At 53.6% G+C, this 14961-nt stretch carries 12 protein-coding genes and 1 pseudogene; 4 read left to right on the forward strand and 9 right to left on the reverse strand.

The annotated features are described in order from the left end of the window. Positions 1 to 90: 90 nt before the first annotated feature. The 3 genes from fmt to hisD all read right to left on the reverse strand — a co-directional run bounded on the left by fmt (position 91) and on the right by hisD (position 3150). A complete protein-coding gene (gene fmt, locus IZU26_RS02495) occupies positions 91 to 1038 on the reverse strand; it encodes a methionyl-tRNA formyltransferase (RefSeq protein WP_433276523.1) in 948 nt (315 codons plus the stop codon). Between the two features lie 75 nt (positions 1039 to 1113). Then, a complete protein-coding gene (gene def / locus IZU26_RS02500) occupies positions 1114 to 1689 on the reverse strand; it encodes a peptide deformylase (protein WP_433276997.1) in 576 nt (191 codons plus the stop codon). 93 nt (positions 1690 to 1782) lie between these two features. Then, entirely contained in the window at positions 1783 to 3150 is a 1368-nt protein-coding gene (gene hisD / locus IZU26_RS02505; protein WP_433276525.1) for a histidinol dehydrogenase, read from the reverse strand. Between the two features lie 141 nt (positions 3151 to 3291). Here hisD and IZU26_RS02510 point away from each other — a divergent pair. Further along, positions 3292 to 3408 (forward strand): annotated as a pseudogene (locus IZU26_RS02510) (formylglycine-generating enzyme family protein); the annotation flags it as partial. A 71-nt stretch (positions 3409 to 3479) separates the two neighbouring features. On the opposite strand, the gene amrS reads toward IZU26_RS02510, so the two are convergent. The 6 genes from amrS to IZU26_RS02540 all read right to left on the reverse strand — a co-directional run bounded on the left by amrS (position 3480) and on the right by IZU26_RS02540 (position 10586). Further along, positions 3480 to 4325, reverse strand: coding sequence for an AmmeMemoRadiSam system radical SAM enzyme (gene amrS / locus IZU26_RS02515; protein WP_433276527.1), 846 nt, complete (start codon positions 4323 to 4325; stop codon positions 3480 to 3482). Then, positions 4312 to 5280, reverse strand: coding sequence for a DNA-methyltransferase (locus IZU26_RS02520; protein WP_433276530.1), 969 nt, complete (start codon positions 5278 to 5280; stop codon positions 4312 to 4314). The genes amrS and IZU26_RS02520 overlap by 14 nt, the downstream gene beginning before the upstream one ends. Positions 5281 to 5295: 15 nt before the next feature. Next, on the reverse strand, positions 5296 to 6717 hold the full coding sequence (gene amrA, locus IZU26_RS02525) for an AmmeMemoRadiSam system protein A (RefSeq protein ID WP_433276533.1): 1422 nt from the start codon (positions 6715 to 6717) through the stop codon (positions 5296 to 5298). Positions 6718 to 6812: 95 nt separating this feature from the next. Continuing rightward, positions 6813 to 9071 (reverse strand): polysaccharide deacetylase family protein, encoded by a 2259-nt coding sequence (locus tag IZU26_RS02530; RefSeq protein WP_433276535.1) that lies wholly within the window; start codon positions 9069 to 9071, stop codon positions 6813 to 6815. Next, the gene (locus tag IZU26_RS02535) at positions 9068 to 9313 is read right to left on the reverse strand and encodes a hypothetical protein (protein WP_021330688.1); all 246 of its coding nucleotides are present in this window, start codon (positions 9311 to 9313) and stop codon (positions 9068 to 9070) included. The genes IZU26_RS02530 and IZU26_RS02535 overlap by 4 nt, the downstream gene beginning before the upstream one ends. 82 nt (positions 9314 to 9395) lie before the next feature. Beyond that, entirely contained in the window at positions 9396 to 10586 is a 1191-nt protein-coding gene (locus IZU26_RS02540; RefSeq protein WP_433276538.1) for a peptidoglycan DD-metalloendopeptidase family protein, read from the reverse strand. Positions 10587 to 10631: 45 nt separating this feature from the next. Between IZU26_RS02540 and lepB the strand changes: the two genes are divergently transcribed. The 3 genes from lepB to IZU26_RS02555 are packed head-to-tail and all read left to right on the forward strand — an operon-like array spanning position 10632 to position 14939. Next, positions 10632 to 11144 (forward strand): signal peptidase I, encoded by a 513-nt coding sequence (gene lepB, locus IZU26_RS02545; protein WP_021330779.1) that lies wholly within the window; start codon positions 10632 to 10634, stop codon positions 11142 to 11144. Continuing rightward, positions 11141 to 13009 carry a penicillin-binding protein gene (locus tag IZU26_RS02550; RefSeq protein WP_433276540.1) on the forward strand — a complete coding sequence of 623 codons (1869 nt, stop codon included), beginning with the start codon at positions 11141 to 11143 and terminating at the stop codon, positions 13007 to 13009. The genes lepB and IZU26_RS02550 overlap by 4 nt, the downstream gene beginning before the upstream one ends. Before the next feature lie 43 nt (positions 13010 to 13052). Then, positions 13053 to 14939: a motility associated factor glycosyltransferase family protein gene (locus IZU26_RS02555; RefSeq protein WP_433276542.1), complete on the forward strand. Its 1887-nt coding sequence runs from the start codon at positions 13053 to 13055 to the stop codon at positions 14937 to 14939. Positions 14940 to 14961: the final 22 nt, after the last annotated feature.

Below are 14961 nucleotides of genomic sequence, written 5' to 3' on the forward strand. Positions count from 1 at the left end.
TTTGTTACATCATGAATGAAATACAAAATTTCGTCTACTCTCCGCACCGTTTCAACGCTTGCATCTCCATGTAAACGCCTCCGCAGAAAATCAGCGCAGCACGGTACCGATAAAGTTCCGCGCGCCGTTTATAAAGGACGGAGCGTCGAGCGCTTTTTTTCCCTGCCGCTGCAGTTCCGTCACGGCGATGATGCCGCTTCCCGTTTGAACGAGGATCCCCCGCTTTTTATCGAAGGAAAGCACGGTGCCCGGGACTTCGGACGAAGCGGGGATATCGTCAGAAATGCGGGCGGAAAGAATTTTAAGCGGGGCGCCGTTTTCTTCCGTCCACGCTCCGGGTTCCGGAAAATACGCACGGATCTTCGCGTCGATTTCCGCCGCAGTTTTCATCCAGTCGATGCGGCAATCGTCCTTTATGATGATTTTCGTATACGACGCTTCCCCCGTCTGTTTTTTCCCATCGGGAAGTTTACCGTTCGCAGCGCATTCACCGAGCAGTTTTTTAATACTGCCTGCACCGAGAATCGCGCAGTGATCGAGAAGAGCGCCCGCCGTTTCGGTACCGTCCAGTTCGACGGCCTCCTGCGCGAGGATATCGCCTTCGTCCATTGCAAGCGAAATCGTCTGCACGGTGACGGCCGTTTCGGTATCGCGGTTCAGGATGGCGGCGTTTACGGGAGCAGGCCCTCGGTATTTCGGAAGCAGTGAAGGATGCAAATTGACGGCACCGAAAGGAAAGAGCGAAAGAAATTTCGGACCGAAAATATGGCCGTAGGCAAAGCACACGAGGATGTCGGGCCGTATGCCGATAATCTTTTCGCGCGAAGCGGCATCCAAATGTTCAGGCGTAAAAAGCGGAATACCGTGCTCTTCGGCAAAACGCGCAACGGGTGTCGGAACGGGCGTTTTATGTCTCCCTTGAGCGCTCGGCGGATTTGTCAAAACACCTGCGATTTCATAACCGTCCGCACCGTCAAAAAGCAGCGAAAGCGTTTTTGCGGACGCTTCGGGACTTCCCGCATACAGCACTCGAATCATCATTCGCTCCTAAAAAATTACTAATTAATAAAAAAGAAAGCGCTGAAGTCTTCGATTCTCAGAGCCGGCCGACTATCATTGAAACGCCGATTTTTTCGCTTCTTTTGCAGCGATCTTCGCCGTGATGCGCTTTTTTTTCAATTCTTTTTCCGCACGGCGCTTTGCAGCTTTTTCTTCACGCTGCTTAAACTGCGCTTTTGTCTTTTCGGCGAATTCGGGATCTCCTCTGTCGATAAACAAAACGCCGTTCAAGTGATCCGTTTCGTGCTGGATGATCCGCGCAAGAAGACCGTCCGCTTCGAGCGTAAAGGGCTTTGCGTTTTCATCGAGCGCCTGCACCGTAACGCGCACGGGACGGCGGATCGTCTCATACACGCCGGGAATCGAAAGACAGCCCTCTTCATAGTCGCCGACTTCTTCCGACGTCGAAACGATCTGCGGGTTGATAAACACGCGCTTTACGTCGTCGTCCGCAACAGCGACAAAGAGCCGCAGTTTTTTTCCGACTTGCGGTGCCGCAAGCCCGACGCCGTTCGCATCGATCATCGCTTCAAACATATCGTCGATGAGCATTTTAATCTCATCGGTAAGTTTTTCGATCGGTTCCGCTTTTTCGCGCAGCACTTTTTCTCCGAGTTTACAAATCCGTATCACATCGCACTCCGGAAATCGATATATCTTCGGGTTCGCCGTAAGCACAGCATCATTCGCTGCCGCTTTCCGAACTCACTATTCGACAAATTATTAATTCTCTAAACGCAGACGAGCGGCTCTCGCGTGAGCGGCAAGCCCTTCGGCGTCTCCCAAACAGGCGGCAGCTTCGGCACTCCTTTTCACACCGGTCTTCCCTTTTTCGCATCGCAGCGTCGTCACCGTTTTTAAAAACGTACGCACGCTCAAACCGCCGGTAAAGCGTGCCGAAGTCGACGTCGGCAGCGTGTGATTCAAGCCGGCCGCGTAATCGCCGAACACTTCGGCCGCATAGTGCCCGATAAAAAGAGAACCGTAATTGTGAACGAGAGAGGCGAGCTTATCGCATTCGGCCCCTTCGGTAAGCGCAAGCTCCAAGTGTTCGGGCGCTTTGCGGTTTGACAATTCCGCAGCTTCTTCGAGCGAAGACGTGATGATAATCCTTCCATACGAGGAGATGCTCGCTTCGGCCGTCGCTCTCGTCGGAAGAGATACAAGCTGCGCTTCGATTTCGGAGGCAACTCTCCGTGCAAGCGCTTCGTCCGGCGTCGCAAGAACGGGTTGAGCGACCGGATCGTGTTCGGCCTGCGCCAAAAGATCGGCTGCAAGCCACGCGGGATTTGCCGAGCCGTCGGCAATGATAAACACTTCCGTCGGGCCTGCAAGCATATCGATACCGACCGCGCCATACACTTCTTTTTTGGCGGCCGCGACAAATTTATTGCCGGGACCGACAATCACATCGAGAGCAGGGATCGATTCTGTACCGAACGCCATCGCGGCAATCGCTTGAGCGCCGCCGCAGGCAAAGACCGTTTTGACTCCGCAGATAAAAGCCGCCGCCATAATGCCTTCGTCCGCATACGGCGCCCCTCCGACAAAAGGCTTTCCGGCAATGCCCGTACCCGACTTTTCCGCTTCACACTTGTCGTTCGGATGAACTCTCGGCGGCGTACAGATGACAAGTTTTTTTACGCCTGCAGCGACTGCGGGAGCCGACGTCATAACAACCGTCGAAATAAGGGGAAATCTGCCCGCCGGAATATACGCGCCCGCGCTCGCCACGGGGATTGTCTTTTGCCCCGTAAATACGCCCTGCTCAAGCTCGACTTCAAAATCCGAAAATGATTCTTTTTGCTTTTTCGCAAAACGCAGCGCCAAATCATAGGAATACGAAAGCGCATCGTACAGTGCAGGACGTTCGCGTTTGAACTTTTCTGCAGCCGCGCGCAATTCATCCTCCGGCACCGAAAAAGACGCGGGAGACGCAGCGTCGAATTTTTTCCCGTAATCGCGGAGCGCCGCATCGCCCCGTTTTTTTACATCGTCGATAACCGCCCGCACCGTTTCCGCCGAATCGCTAAAATCGCGGGGCGTAAAAAAATCCTTTTCAACTTCCGATGCATATTGAATCTTGATCATGGCAAAATCAGTATAGCAAAAAAAATACTCTTATGCACGCGTTTTCGGCTCTGTTTTCTTCAAGGGAAGGGGCTTCCCCTCGGAGTTGGGGCTATCCAAAAGCTGAAGTTTTTGGATTGTTTCCTTAATTTACTATGCGACGTTTATTTAACCAATTTGAATTCTGCAAGCGGTGCAACAAAATCCATCGGTTTTAACGGTATGACACCGCCACCAAGTGATTATGAAACTTTACGTGCAGAAACGGCAAGAGCAGCTTAAACCCTAATCGCGGGATTTGCCGTAGACGGTAAGTCCCAACTTGCCGTCTATAGCTGCGTCTCTCATGTTCAGCAGTTGCCGGGGTACACGTATTCGAGGTATTCGCGCGCGGCGGAAACCGAACGGTACACCGTGTCGACCGGCGTCGCGTTACCATCCGGCATGCGCCAGTGCGGAAAAAAGCGTGTGATGTGCAGCGGAATCTTTTTATCAATTTTCGAAACCCACTGCGCGAGCAAGCGTATCTCATCTTCGCCATCGTTTTTCCCGGGAACGATGAGCGTCGTAAGTTCGACGTGCGCCCGCTTCACCGAGCGCGCAATCGTATCTTTGACGACATCCAAATCGCCGCCCAAGGTTTCGTACCACTCGCGCGTAAATCCTTTCAGATCGATGTTCATCGCATCGATGTACGGCAGCACTTTTTCGATCACAGTGCTGTTGACGCAGCCGTTTGTAACGACGACGTTTTTCATACCGAGAGAGCGTACACAGCGCGATGCATCGCGCACGTATTCCCACGACACGAGCGGTTCGTTGTACGTGTACGCGACGCCGATATTGCCGCGAGGAGCAAGCGATAAAGCTTTTTCGGCAAGGGATTCGGGTGAAACATATGCCGTTTCGATGTCGCCGCCGCTTTGCGAAATATCCGCATTTTGGCAAAACGGGCAGTGCATATTGCAGCCGAAACTTCCCGCCGACAAAATCATGCTTCCGGGAAAAAATCGATACAGCGGCTTTTTTTCGATCGGATCGAGGGCGAGCGCGGTAAGCCGTCCGTAATTGAGCGGAACGATGTTTCCGCCGCTGTTGATTCGGGCGCGGCATTTTCCCGTTCGGCCTTCGGCGAGAGAGCAGCGGTAAAAACACGTGTCGCACGTCACACGCATTTCGGACTCAACGCTTTCCACGAAGCTCTCCCTGCTCCCTTCCCGTGTTGCGTTCCCAAAACACGCCGTCCGTATACCCTTGAATCGACGTATCGCGCTCCGCACGCGCGAGGCGCTTCAATGCAAGGAGACAGTAGTCTTCGTTGATTTCGATGCCGCAATACCTGCGCCCGAGCTTTTTTGCGACGACGGCTGTCGTACCCGAACCGAGAAAGGGATCGAAGACGAGCGAGCCTTTTTCCGAACTCGCCAATATCAATTTTGCGATAAGCTTTTCGGGCTTTTGCGTCGGATGCTCGGTGTTTTCGCTCATCGACCAATAAGGCACCGTGATGTCGTCCCAAAAATTCGACGCGCCCGTCAAGCGGAATTTTCCGCCGTCGCCCTCTTCCCAATCTTTCGGTTTTCCGTCTTTCCGGTAGGGCGCTATGACGCGCCGCTTTTGCTTAACCGCATCCGCATCGAAATAATAATCGCCGCTTACCGTCGCAAAAAAAATATCTTCCGAACAATTTTTCCAATTCGCCTTCGCCCCGCGTCCCTTTTCCCTCTGCCACGTAATGCGGTTCCGTACCGTCAAAAGACCGCTTGCCGCCGTGTACAAAGATGCCGCGCTCTTCCAATCGCCGCAAATATAAACGCTCGCGTTTTTTTTGAGGAGCCGCACGATTTGAGGAAACCACGAGGCAAGGTAGTCCGCATACGCTTCGTCTCCGCGAGACGCGAATTTCACGCCGCCGAAATTTTTTGTGATATTGTACGGCGGATCGATTATCATGAGATCGACCGATTCCGACGGAAAAAAATCGATCGTCTTGAGCAAGTCGCCGTTGAATATCGAATCGACGATTTCATCTTTCGAAAGCGGGGCTGCCGCGCGGCGGATGAGCGGCTTTAACGATTTTCTGTCGTCCGCCGTAAGGACTGTCGTATGATTTCTCGGCGAAACATTTTTTGTACCTGCATCGTGTTCCATCGCAATACCCGGAATTTAATAATGGCGTACAACTTCAAAGCGTTCGAGTTCGGGATTTTCACTTTTGTCGATGCCGCCTTTTTTGCACGCGATTTCGATCTGTTCGTCGACCGTGTTTACCGTTTCGAGATTCGGCAAAAGCAAGCCGCGCCTGTTTCCCTTTGTCACGATGACGCCGTAGCGTTTTACGTCGAGCGCTTCTTTCGACGAAATTTTTTCAGGGCTCGAAAGGACGTCGACGCTGTAGACGAGAGATGAAAGTTCGTCTTCCGTCACTTCGGAAAAGCGCGGATCGGAAGAAGCGGCGCTTACGGCATTGTGCGCGATCTCTTGGGCAATGCTCTCCCGTACCGGTACGATCGTTCCGATACAGCCGCGGAGCATGCCGTCTTTTTTCAACGATACGAAAACTCCTGCGCGGTTTTTGAGCAAGTCGCCCGAAAGCTCCATACGCTCGGAGCCGCTTGAGCAAAGAGCCGCACCGCCTTCGATGCGAAGCCTGCCTTTTGTTCGCACATAGTTTTCGACCGCAAGCCTTGCGAGGCGGACGTATTCGTCTTCGCTTTTTTCCCGCGCATCGAGAGAGCGCCTCTCCTCCGCTTCGTACCGCTCCAAAAAATTGCGCGCGTCGTCGCGCCCCGTCACTTCATAGGCGCATATCCCGTAGCCGACGCCGAAAGGTCCTTCGTAAGAAAGCTTTTCCGCTCGGACTGCCGTGCGATCGAGGCTGCCCGCCATAATGATAAACGAACGGTGCCCGCACTCCGCGGCGTTTTCACAAAAATCGGGGCTGAACGAAAAAAGCTTTCCGAAATCGGCACATCCCATAACGTCCATAATGCGCTCATCGTATACCGCCCCTTCCGCGCGATACCCGTAAGGCCCGTCAGATTTCAGCACGTGCGAGAGATCGCCGCTTGCGACGACGGCAATTTTTCTTCCCGTCCTTTCAGCTGCCCGCCGAATGCATTCGCCGAGCGCATAATGCGCTTTGTACGACTGCCCCGAAAGGCCGATGCGCACGAGTTTATAATCGGTATAATATTTATTAATAAAATACAGCGGCACCGCCGTACCGTGGTCGAGCGACGCACGCCTTTCCCCTTTCGTGCCCGCCGCGATATCCGCTTTATCGGCTTCGCTGCAAAGTGCCTTAACAAAATCGGCATCGTAAAAAAGGTGAAAGCGCACTTCCGACGCACCGAAATCGGAAAAATCCCCGAAGGCTTCGGTACCGGGAGAAATATGAAAATAATCGCGGTAAAGCGGTACGTGCGGAGACGTGACAACGATCGTTTCCGGCTTGAGGTTCGCGATTTTTTTTGCGACCTGCACATACGCGGCAATTGTCGCCGCGATTTCATTTTCCCTGCCGCGCCCGACTTCATGTACGATGAGCGGAGGATGCGGAACCATAAATGCGCCGATTATTGCCATAGCAACTCCCGTTTTTAGTATAGGGAATCTTTAAAAACTTCGGTTTTTAGCGGTTCCCTATATGCGTTTGCGCACGAGTGCGGATTCTTTCAGCGTTATTCGGCGAGTTCGTCCGCACCGACGATATCGAAACCTGCATCGAGGATTGCGCTTATGAGCAAATCGAGTTTTTGATAAACGCGCTCGTTTGTCAAATCGCGCGAAAAGCCGACGCTCACAGGCACGATGCCGCCTCCGTTTTCACTCAGAGATGCAAGACAGCTTTCGATAAAATCGGTCGCGTTCCGGTATCCGGTGTAAGCGCTCGGGTATTCGGCAGAAGCGAACGGTTTGCGAACTCGTGCGTTCGAATATCCCTCGGTGTTTGTCCTTTTTTCCGCAGCGCCGCTTACGGATTCGGCATAAGCGTAACCCGCTTTTTTCCCCGCGTTCCGTGCAGCGGCGGTTGCACGGTAAAACGGCGCATGCCACAAAAGCGAAAGCTCTTTTCCCGTACATCGGAAAAACTCGTCTTCGTTTCGCGCAAGGCCGCGCCGGATAAAATCTTCATCGACGACGAAGGGGCTCTGCGTAAAGTCGAGTTCGGAAAAAAACAGAGAGGCGCAGGTATTACCCGTGAGCGAAATCTGTTTCGTCTCTTTCGGATAGCGCCTGATAAATTCGCCGTTGAAAAAGAAGGTTCCGCGTATGTTGTACGTGTCGAGAGCCGAGAGGATGAGCGGAAGCCCGTCCGCGCTGTCGTATGCGTCGAAAGCGAGCGCGGCTTTTTTCCGAGCGGGAGTTTTTTGTGCGCTTTCGGGAAACACCGCGCGCGTAACCGCTTTGCCCGAAAGCGTGCGCACGTACAGCGCGTTTTCATAGCTCGCGTGCGGCGTCGTTCCGAAAAATACGCGGTAGCGGCCGTTTTGCATCGAAATGCTGTTTTCGCGAGGAGAGGACAGTTCCGTCCACTTTTTCAGCGATGCGTCGAGTGAAAAAGTTTTGTTTCCCGCCGTTACCGTCGCGCGCCCGGTTTTATCGTCCCACGAACAGGATGAAGCGGATGAAAGGAAGAGAGCGCTGCTCGTGCCCGAAGCGACGTTCCAGCGGCGCACCGATCGGTCTCCTCCGACATAGAGCGTGTCGTTTCCGTTCCAAACCGCGCTCACCGTATTTTCCCCTGCAAGTTCGCCGATGCGCTTCCACGACGAAATGTCGTACACATAGACGGTGCTGCCGGAAAAAAAAGCCGCGCGGCTTCCGTCGGGAGAAATCACCGGACGACAAGAATTTTCTGCAGAGAGAATGGGCGAAAGGGAATCGGACGCGCGATATACGGCGGCCATCGGTTTGCCTCCCGAATACGGCATGACGCGCATCCACGCATAGGGCGTTCCGTCGGAATCCCAAAGGACAACCGCATCGACAAGGGAGCCTATTGCGCTCACGTAAGGGCGGGAAAAAACGACGGGAAGATAGTCCGCCGAATTACCTCTCAGGAGATAGCGCGAAAATATCTTTCCCGATTTTATTAAAAAGAGAGAGGTGCCGTTTTTGTCGACGCTGAACACATCGCGCGAAGGATCGAAGGCCTCGGGCAGACGACCGACAGGCGTTCCTCTGCCGATGACGGCAGAATACAAACCCGTCGTATACAATTCCTTTACGTTGATTTTATAGAGCATGTCGCCGTCGATGTAAAAAACGCTGCCGCCCGCCCAGCACACCGAATCGATCGAACCCGGTCCGATTTCGCGGTAGGCTTCGTCGATTTCGACGCCGCGGAAAAGCGCGTCGGGGCTGCAAAAACATACCGTGCCGTCTTTAGCATAGAGTACGAGGGAGCTGTCGGGCGCCCACTTAACCGGAAGAGAATCGTAACTGACGGATGCGTGCGGATCGAGCGCGGTCTGCCTGCCCGTCGCGGAATTTTCAAACATCAAAGTGCCTTCGGCGAATCCCGTTTTGACGACAAAGCAGCTCCATGCACCGTCGGGACTTACCGCGCGGGGAAAGAGCGGCATCGAATCGAGGGGCATCGTATCGGCCTGTTCGGTCCATTCGAGGCTCTCCATTTCGAAGGAATAGCGCGCCGTACCGCAGCGGTTCCGTATTTGCAATACGCTTCCGCCCGAAAGCAGTTCCATCCGCTCGGGATAGCAGGTAAGCGCTCGAGGGCTTTCTGCGGGAGCGCCGTTTACAAGCTTTGCGTAAAAAAGCGAGCGGTAGGACGGAGTTCCGGGAAAATCGCGGCGCACCGTAAAAAGGATTTCGTCCTTGTCGTTCAGATCGGCACTGCCGAACGAAACGCCCGCAGCGAGCGGCAGTACGGTAAGAGAAACGACGAGGCAGCACAGGGCGCCGAGATTCGTCATTTATGCAGCTCCGCGCTCAAGACGATCGCATCGAGTTCGTGTACGAGATCGTCGAGCTGCTTTTCCATTTCGCTTATCTGCCGGTTGCGCGAATCGTTTTGCAGCTGTTCGAGCTGATTGAACACCGCTTCGAGCGATGCGCTGTCGTCGGAAGCGACGCGCGAATAGCCGCACCACGGGCAATAGATAAAATCGTTATCGATCGTGCGTCCGCATCCGCGGCACACAGTTACCGGCTTCATACGGTGACCTCCGTCTATTGTAAGTATAAACCATATCGTAATATTTTGCAAAACCGTTTCGGATAATTCTCCTCAGAACCGATTATTTCAGCACGGAAGACGGGTTTATGAGCCGGCCGTTTTTATACACGGTAAAATGCAAATGCGACCCCGTCGAATAACCGGTCGAGCCGACGAGCCCTATGACCGTCGCCTGCGTTACGTTCTGTCCTTTTTTTACGCGCGAAGAAGCCATGTGACCGTAGAGCGTTTGATATCCGTTCGGGTGATTTACGATGACGTAGTTTCCAAACACGTTCGACCAGCCGACAAAAGCGACTTTGCCGTTCATCGCCGCACGGATCGGGGTGCCTTCGGGACAAGCCAAATCGATTCCCGTGTGATAAGAGCGCACGCCGGTAAAGGGATCGGGCCGCCAGCCGAATTTCGATGAAATGCGGTACGCTGCGGAAATCGGAATTTTAAACAGGTCGCCGAGCACTTCGTGCAGTTTCGCCGCATCCATCTTTGCACCCGGGATAAACAATTTTTGTCCCACGGTGAGGGTTTGACTTGAAAGATCGTTTACATCGAGGAGATCTTCAAGCGGCACGTTGAATTTCGCGGAAAGACCTGCGAGCGAATTGCCCTTTGCCACCGTGTACATGACGCCGTCGACCGACGGGATGCGGAGCTTTTGCCCTTCGTGCAGAGAACGCGCGTTTGTAATGCCGTTCAAATCGATGAGCGTCGAAAGGTTCGTCAAGCCGAAGCGCTTTGTGATGCCGCCGAGCGTATCGCCGGATCTGACCGTATAGGTTTGATACGAAACGGGCTTTTTAAATAAAGCTGCGAGTTCAGCTTCGGATTTTCCGCTTCCGACGATATCGCCGCTGTCGGTATAGCTTATCGACGCATCGGCGACAAAGGCCGCCATCACTTTATCGAGCGTTTCGAGTTCGGCTTTTCCGCTGTCTTTAAGCGCAAGCGGACCGGTGTGGCTTGCCGCATACGAAAGAGCCGCTTTGGCGCCCGAAAGAAAAGCGAATACGGCGATCACTGCAATTCCCGCTTTCCAATGCGAAAGTACGCTTTCGGCCGAGCGGCCGAGCGAAATCAAAAACGAGCGCAGCGAAAAATCGGAGCGCACGGCGGCCGCGGTAAACGAATGTGTCAGCGGAGAGTGCGTAAAAGCGAAGGAGAGATTGTTTTTGCGTTCTCCGAAGCGGAACGGCAATTTTAAGGGCGACTTCATCCGCCTTCCCTCAAAACCGACATAACTGATTATTTCCATATCATTTCTATCGACATAAAAACGCACACATATTAGAATAAAGCTATGCAAAAAGATGGAAAAAAAGCGCAGCACTTCATCGTTCCGGTACTCATCGGCTTGTGTATCGGCATCGTCGTTAAACTTTTCGTCATCGATTTTTTGCATATTTCCGGCCGCTCGATGGAACCGGCGATCAAAGACGGAGAAACGGTGTTCGTCAACAAACTCGCCTACGGCCTCGTAAAGCCCGGAAGCGCGGGATTTTTTGTCTCGTGGGCGGAGCCGAAAGCGGGCGATATCGTCATCTATCTGCACGCGAACCGCATCGTCATAAAGCGCTGCGCCGCCGTCGCAGGAGCGCATCTGGAATATTCGTCGAATTCGGGATATAGTCTTTTTGTGGGAGATTTGAAAATCGAGCTGACAAAAGAACAGTATGAATTGATGCGCGCTTCTTCCCGCGTACCCGACGGATACATCCTCGCTCTCGGCGACAACTATGCCGAATCGATCGATTCGAGGAATTACGGTTTCGTTTCCGTCAAAAACGTCGTCGGCAGGATTATTAATAAATGAACGATTTTTTTCACATGAAACGGATCGTCGTACTTGCCGTTTTCGTTTTTATAGCAGCCGCCTATATCACGCTGCGCTACGTCCGCCTCGCGCTCACGCCCGTCGCCGAAATCACTGCGCGCACGCCCGTCATGGAACGCGGCGCGATTGTCGACCGTTCGGGGAAACCGCTTGCCGTGCAGACGAATTTTTATCACGTCGGCGTAACGCCGAAAATGATCGCGGACGTCGCGTCTTTTGCAAAAGATGTCGCATCGATTCTCGGCATGAAAGAAAGTGAGGTCGCATCGCTCATCGAAAACGCAAAGGGTGCGCACTTTGTCTACCTTAAAAAAAAGATAGCGCAGACCGCATACGATGAACTCAAGCAGATCATCGATACGAAGGGTTACACGTTCGTGCGCTGCGACAGGATTCCCGGACGCGTCTATCCCGAAAACTCTCTCGCATCTCAGCTCGTCGGCTACATGGGGGACGACGGAAACGGACTTTCCGGAACCGAGTATTCGATGCAGTCCGTGCTCGCCCCTTCGGTCGGCGCCGACTCAGCGCAGATAGAGCCGGGCAAAAATGTGTATTTGACGATCGACGCGAATCTCCAATACAAACTCGAACAGATCGCTTTAAGCGCCATGAAAAACACGCAGGCCGAAAGCATGATGCTCGTCGCGGCCGAGGCGAAGACGGGGGAAATCCTATCGTACATCAGTCTTCCGTCCGTCAATTTAAACGAATACTACAAAGCGACCGTCGACGAAACGATAGACAGACCTGCGATGACGGCGTACGAGCCGGGTTCCGTTTTTAAAATATTTACGGTTGCGATCCTGTACGATGCAGGACTCATACACAGCGGCGACAGCTTTTTTTGTAACGGTATGTACGAAAGAAAAACACGCAGCGGAGAGACGCTTCGCATCAAATGTCTCGGCACACACGGCTGGGTGACGCCGCGCGATGCGCTCCGTCTTTCATGCAACGCCGCGCTCGGACAGATGAGCGACCGCATCGACGAAGATGAATTTATCGAAAAGATACGCGTTCTCGGATTCGGAAGACGCACCGGCATAGATCTGCCCGGCGAAACGGCGGGATCGGTCAAAGATCCGAATTCGCGCTCGTGGTCGGCGCGCTCGAAACCGACGATTGCGATCGGACAGGAGATAAGCGTTTCCGCGCTGCAGATGATGTACGCGGCGACTTCCCTTGCGTCGGGCGGCATTCCCGTAAAGCTTGCGACGATCAAGCGGATTACGAATAAAGACGGATCGACGTACTACGAACACAAAGCCGAACGCGGCGAGCGGACATTGAGCGAAGCAACGGCACGATATCTTTTGAGCTGCATGGAAACGACGGCGACAACGGGAACCGGCTCGCGCGCACGGCTCGGCGACATCTCCATCGGCGTAAAAACCGGAACCGCACAGATGGCGGACAAATCCGGCGGATACAGCAGCACCGATTTTTTATCGAACTGCATCGCGATCTTTCCGATCGAAGATCCCGAAATCATTCTCTACATCGTCATCGAAAAGGCGAAGGGCGAAACCTATGCGGGGCGCATCGTCGCTCCGGTTATCGCCGAAGCCGCCGACGCGATCATCAATCACCTCGGCATGAGCCGCGGAGGAGCGGAATCGCTTTTGCATTCGGGACGCATCGTGATTCCCGCCGGCAAAACGCTCACCGTCGGAAGCCTCCTTCCCGATTTTACGAATATGTCCAAGCGCGATCTTTTGCCGCTGTTCGAGGGCGGAAAATTCCGCGTAACGATACACGGAAACGGCTGGGTTACGAGTCAAACGCCGCCTGCGGGAACACCGGTCACGGAGAATATGGTCATTGAACTCAATCTGGAATAAAAACCGCAGCGCGTTTGCTTTTCGTTTTCCTTCGCTCGTGAAAATGTTTGCATCCGAAATCGCCGCAGTCGACGCGATTTGCAGCGGCAGCTCAATCCCGCACGATACTTCAAATGACAACCCTCCGGCAATCGGACAGCCCTTTCCGTTTTGGAATATCGTTTCGGCAAAAGACGGAAGCGTAAGCGCATACGAAGGCGGTGCGCTGCTCCACTCGGCATACAATCCGAAACGGGAGGCCGAACAGACGGTTGCAAATTCGGATTTTGCCGGATGCCGCGCCGCAGTCTTTTTCGGTTTCGGACTCGGCTATGCGGTCGAAGCTTATGCCCTTCGCTTTCCGGACAGGGCGATCATCGTCGTCGAACCCGATGCCGCCCGCTTTTTCGCGTCCCTCGCGCTTACCGATTGGACGGCGGTTTTTGCGAGTAAAGACTGCATCGCAGCCATCGCCTGTCCGCCGCACACGGTCGTTTCGTTTATCGAACAGTACGGTGCGTCGCACTGTGCGTTTTTTTCGGTACCTTCGCAAACCGCTCACTCATCCGATTATTTCGATACGCTTCGAACCCTCGTCGAACGGAACAAACGCAAAGACGATATCAATGCTGCGACGCTCGAACGCTTTGCCAAACGCTGGCTTAAAAACAGCTGTAAAAATATTAATAATTATGCATTGATGCGCGGAGTATCAGCCTACGCCGGAAACGCGCACGGCATTCCGTTTACGATCGTCGCGGCAGGTCCTTCGCTTGAGCGCGTGCTGCCGTATCTGTCGGAAATCAAAAAACGCAGCGTCGTCGTGTGCGTTGAAACGGCTCTCCGCGCGTGCCTCAGAGCGGGCGTCGAGCCGGATTTTATCGTCGTCGGAGATCCGCAGTATTACGCGTACCGCCACATAGCAGGCTTAACATCGAAGTCGAGCGTGCTCATCGCGGAAGTCGCAGTGTACCCCGCCGTATTTTCGTTTTCATGCAGAGATTTTGCACTTTCGTCATCCCTCTTTCCGATCGGAAAATGGTTTGAACGGCGTCTCGGGAAAAAAGGCGATTTGGGTGCGGGCGGTTCGGTCGCATCGGCAGCGTGGAATTTCGCGTATACTGCGGGTGCGTCCGAAATCCATTGCTGCGGGCTTGACTTCGCTTTTCCCGAAAAAAGGACACACATCAGAGGCAGCCTGTTCGAAGAGGGAACGCATGAGACTTCGGTGCGAACTCTCCCTGCGGAAACGCAAAATCTCCCGCTCCTTTTTTCGGCAGGCGCGGAGACCGCATCCGATTACGACGGAAAACCCGTGCCGACCGATTCGCGCATGAAGATGTTCACATGGTGGTTTGAAAGCAGACTTGCTTCCTGCCCCGATGTAAAAACGCATACGTTTTCCCGAAGCGGAATCGCGGTCCCCGGCATAGAACCCGTCGACATACGATCGTTTTTGAAAAAACCAGACATCACGGCGCGAAAAAACGAATTTATTAAAAAAAGCGAAGCATCGGAAAAAGCCTCTCCTCCGGCGAAAGAGCGCTTCGATGCCGTCCGCGCCGAATTTTTGCACGAAATCGCCTCTCTTCGAAAAATCGCGGAAGACGGAAAGAGGATATGCGAAAATGCGCTCGCGGACGGCGGTGCGGCGAAAAGTCGAGCACCAACCGGATGTGCGGCGCATATAAGCGATATGTATATGATTTCAGACGGCAATGCGGAACACTCCGTAATGCTTCGCGCCCTCGCCGATATAGACGCGGCGATTCTCAAAAGCAGCGTAAAAGACGCCGTGTCGCTTGCTTTGCCGAACGGGAAACGCTTTGCCGATCTTGCCGGAAACGGCGATAAAACGGGAGATGCGTTTCGAAAAAATCTTTTGCACTCGCGCCGCATCTACGAAGAACTCGCTCGCGCCGCATCGGAATGTGCAAAATATGTACCGTAATTAAACATTAAAGTTTTTCCTT

It is taken from the genome of Treponema sp. SP13, from assembly GCF_050938355.1.
Classification (GTDB): domain Bacteria; phylum Spirochaetota; class Spirochaetia; order Treponematales; family Treponemataceae; genus Treponema_D; species Treponema_D socranskii.

What these genes read in the sequence shown, in the direction of transcription:
- fmt (WP_433276523.1), bottom strand. Translation starts at nt 1,038, where the DNA reads ATGATTCGAGTGCTGTATGCGGGAAGTCCCGAAGCGTCCGCAAAAACG.
- hisD (WP_433276525.1), bottom strand. Translation starts at nt 3,150, where the DNA reads ATGATCAAGATTCAATATGCATCGGAAGTTGAAAAGGATTTTTTTACG.
- IZU26_RS02520 (WP_433276530.1), bottom strand. Translation starts at nt 5,280, where the DNA reads ATGGAACACGATGCAGGTACAAAAAATGTTTCGCCGAGAAATCATACG.
- amrA (WP_433276533.1), bottom strand. Translation starts at nt 6,717, where the DNA reads ATGGCAATAATCGGCGCATTTATGGTTCCGCATCCTCCGCTCATCGTA.
- IZU26_RS02530 (WP_433276535.1), bottom strand. Translation starts at nt 9,071, where the DNA reads ATGACGAATCTCGGCGCCCTGTGCTGCCTCGTCGTTTCTCTTACCGTA.
- IZU26_RS02535 (WP_021330688.1), bottom strand. Translation starts at nt 9,313, where the DNA reads ATGAAGCCGGTAACTGTGTGCCGCGGATGCGGACGCACGATCGATAAC.
- IZU26_RS02540 (WP_433276538.1), bottom strand. Translation starts at nt 10,586, where the DNA reads ATGGAAATAATCAGTTATGTCGGTTTTGAGGGAAGGCGGATGAAGTCG.
- lepB (WP_021330779.1), top strand. Translation starts at nt 10,632, where the DNA reads ATGCAAAAAGATGGAAAAAAAGCGCAGCACTTCATCGTTCCGGTACTC.
- IZU26_RS02550 (WP_433276540.1), top strand. Translation starts at nt 11,141, where the DNA reads ATGAACGATTTTTTTCACATGAAACGGATCGTCGTACTTGCCGTTTTC.
- IZU26_RS02555 (WP_433276542.1), top strand. Translation starts at nt 13,053, where the DNA reads ATGTTTGCATCCGAAATCGCCGCAGTCGACGCGATTTGCAGCGGCAGC.